Here is a 1,810-nt window from a genome sequence, read left to right as displayed (position 1 = left end):
CCGCCCTCGCGGAGGCGATTGCGCGGCAATCCGCCGTGAGCGTAAAGATTCGGATCCAAGAAAGACCTCTCCACCCCATCTCCCCCAGGGCGCGAGGGCGCCCCGGCCGGTCAGGCCGCCCTCGCGGAGGCGATTGCGTAGCAATCCGCCGTGAGCGTAAAAATTGGACACAGGAAAGACCTCTCCACCCCACCTCTCCCAGGGCGTGACCACGCCCCGGCCGGTCAGGCCGCCCTCGCGGAGCGGGCCGCGTTTGCGGCCCTGCGTGAGCGCAAAAACACCCCCGGTCAGGCCGCCCTCGCGGAGCGGATCGCATGCGCGATCCTGCGTGAGCGCAAAATCAACACCGGTCAGGCCGCCCTCGCGGAGCGGATCGCACGGGCGATCCTGCGTGAGCGCAAAACCGCCCCCTCACCGGGATCTGGGTCTCAGGCTCTCGATCATCGCGGTCATATGGCGTAGCGCCTCGGCGGCATCGACGGGTTTCAGCCCGGCCAGCGCGGTGGCGTTCACGGCCTCGGCGGCTTCCTTCGCCGGCCGTTCGAGGGCCCGCGATTTGTCCGTCAGCCAGACCAGCTGCGCCCGGCGGTCCTCGGGGTGGGGCGTGCGTTCGATCAGTCCGTCCCGGGCCATCCGGGCCAGCGTGTTGGCCATGGTCGCCTGTTCGACATCAAGACGCTCTGTCAGGGTGGCCTGGGTGAGACCGTCGCCTTCCCACAGTTCCAAAAGCGTCATGAACTGCGCCGGCGCCAGCCCTAGCGGTGCGATGCGGGCGTGCAGATGCTGGGCGAACAGACGGGCAAGGCGGTTCGTGACGAAGCCCATGGAGGTATTTTTCTCAAACGGCATTCCGCACCCCTTGTATATACATAGCATGCTGTGCATATAAATATAGCACACTATGCAAAACAAGGAAAAGACATCATGAGATACAGCTTTACATGCGCCGCCTGCGGCCTCGCCTTTGAAATGACCGAGGGGGTGCGGGACCATCCGGTGCTCCACGCCGGCGGTCGCACCGCCACACGCCCGACAGGCGGAGGTTGAGCGATGAAAAGGACCCTGCACCCCATCGCCGGCGGTATCGCGATCCTTGTCATCGCCGCCTTCTGGCTGTCCACCGTGATTTCGGAGCTGTCCGGGTCAGAGCGGTTCATCATTCTGGTGAAAACGCTGATCCCCTGGGGTTTCATTCTCCTCATTCCCGCCCTGGCGGTGGCCGGGGGGACCGGCTTTGCTCTGGCGGGTCGTCGTCCGGGTGGTGGCTCCGGCGGTCTGGCCCTTCAGAAACGCAGGCGCATGCCGGTCATCGCCGCGAACGGCCTTCTGATCCTGATCCCGTCGGCGTTGTTTCTGGCTGCAAGGGCGCAGGCGGGTGTGTTCGACGCCGCCTTCTATGCCGTCCAGGCGGTCGAGCTTGCGGTGGGCGCGGTCAATCTTTGGCTGTTGGTCAAGAATGCCGTTGACGGCCGAAAAATGACTGCGGGCCGCCGCCGCGCCGGCCGCACGGGCGGCCCTGCGTGAGCGTAGCCCCCGAAGACGGACTGTGACCTCTCCACCCCATCTCCCCCAGGGCGCGACCGCGCCCCGGCCGGCCAGGCCGCCCTCGCGGAGGCGATTGCGCGGCAATCCGTCGTGAGCGTAAAGATTCGGATCCAAGAAAGACCTCTCCACCCCATCTCCCCCAGGGCGCGACCGCGCCCCGGCCGGCCAGGCCGCCCTCGCGGAGGCGATTGCGCGGCAATCCGCCGTGAGCGTAAAGATTCGGATCCAAGAAAGACCTCTCCACCCCATCTCCCCCAGGGCGCGA

The 1,810-nt window shown here is 66.4% G+C and carries 4 protein-coding genes; 3 read left to right on the top strand and 1 reads right to left on the bottom strand.

Annotation, left to right across the window (positions count from 1 at the left end):
* Positions 1-150 precede the first annotated feature (150 nt).
* Positions 151-462: a hypothetical protein gene (locus BXY39_RS19090; protein ID WP_147453416.1), complete on the top strand. Its 312-nt coding sequence runs from the start codon at positions 151-153 to the stop codon at positions 460-462.
* Here BXY39_RS19090 and BXY39_RS00890 read toward each other — a convergent pair.
* Positions 412-849 carry a MarR family winged helix-turn-helix transcriptional regulator gene (locus BXY39_RS00890; RefSeq protein ID WP_121936962.1) on the bottom strand — a complete coding sequence of 146 codons (438 nt, stop codon included), beginning with the start codon at positions 847-849 and terminating at the stop codon, positions 412-414. The genes BXY39_RS19090 and BXY39_RS00890 overlap by 51 nt on opposite strands.
* 75 nt (positions 850-924) lie before the next feature.
* Here BXY39_RS00890 and BXY39_RS19895 point away from each other — a divergent pair, with 75 nt between their 5' ends.
* Together BXY39_RS19895 and BXY39_RS00885 are read left to right on the top strand one after the other, a co-directional pair.
* A complete protein-coding gene (locus tag BXY39_RS19895) occupies positions 925-1,047 on the top strand; it encodes a hypothetical protein (RefSeq protein ID WP_281269988.1) in 123 nt (40 codons plus the stop codon).
* A gap of 3 nt (positions 1,048-1,050) precedes the next feature.
* Positions 1,051-1,524: a hypothetical protein gene (locus tag BXY39_RS00885; protein ID WP_121936961.1), complete on the top strand. Its 474-nt coding sequence runs from the start codon at positions 1,051-1,053 to the stop codon at positions 1,522-1,524.
* Positions 1,525-1,810 lie beyond the last annotated feature (286 nt).

It is taken from the genome of Eilatimonas milleporae (assembly GCF_003688555.1).
GTDB lineage: Bacteria > Pseudomonadota > Alphaproteobacteria > Sphingomonadales > Kordiimonadaceae > Eilatimonas > Eilatimonas milleporae.
Note: the sequence above shows the minus strand (reverse complement) of the source record. Positions and strands in the feature narration are given on the sequence as shown.